The following is a 973-nucleotide window of genomic DNA, read 5'->3' as shown; positions in this document are numbered from 1 at the left end:
CTGGAGCGTTCCCGCTTTTGTAGACAATCCTAACTATGCCGCACGGAGGTCTTGTCCGTCAAATTCTTCCTCGAACTCGATGGGGGTTAGGTAGCCGATCGCGGAGTGTATCCGCTGCCGGTTGTAGTAGGTCTCGATGTACTCGAAGATTCCTGCGCGGACGCGGTCGAGGGTGTCGAACGGATGGAGGTGTATGAACTCCTTTTTGAGAGTGGCCCAGAACGATTCCGCGGCGGCGTTATCAAAGCAGATTCCAGTGCGACCGACAGAATTCCGAATGTTGTTGTCATGGCGGAAGGCAACGAACTGGCTGCTGGTGTATTGGCTGCCGCGGTCGGCATGGAAGATCACCCCGGCGGGTGGTCGTCGAGTGGTGATAGCCATGCGGAGCGCATCGGTGACGAGCTCGGTGCGCATGTGGTCGGCGACGGCCCAGCCGACGACTTTGCGGGAGAACGCGTCGATAACCGAGGCCATGTAGACCCAGCCGTCCCAGGTCCGGATGTAGGTTATATCGCCGAACCACAGCCGGTTCGGCGCGGGCGCGGTGAAGTCCTGGCCGACCAGGTCGGGCAACGAGGACGGCGCGGCGGCCTGCATGGTCGTCACCGGCCGGCGGGGCCGCGGGTGCACGCTGACCAGGCCCATCGCGGCCATCAGCCGCTGGACCCGCTTGTAGGCGACAGCGACGCCCTGGCGGCGGAGCTCGTGGAAGATCCGCCGCACTCCGTACCGTCCCTCGTGATGGTCGAAGATCGCTTTGATCATGGTTGACAGGGTGACGTCGTCCTTCTCGCGCTGCGACGGGCCGCGTTTCTTCCATGCGTAATAGCCCTGCCGGGAGACATCGAGTTTCCGGCACATGTAGTCGACGGGGAAGGTGTCCACGCCATCGGCGGGCGCAGGCTTCCTCGGAGCATGGATCGAGATGAACTCGAACCTTATTTCTGCTCGCTCGCGAAGAAGCTCGCCG

At 62.5% G+C, this 973-nt stretch carries 1 protein-coding gene; it reads right to left on the bottom strand.

All coding sequences use genetic code 11. The features are described from left to right. Positions 1-33: 33 nt before the first annotated feature. Positions 34-973 (bottom strand): IS3 family transposase (locus tag MXD59_RS25955; RefSeq protein WP_248827194.1); only part of this gene is annotated, 940 nt, incomplete at its 5' end.

This window comes from Frankia umida (assembly GCF_023242945.1).
GTDB lineage: Bacteria > Actinomycetota > Actinomycetes > Frankiales > Frankiaceae > Frankia > Frankia umida.
The sequence above is the reverse complement of the archived record's forward strand: the minus strand, read 5'-3'. Positions and strand labels throughout refer to the sequence as shown.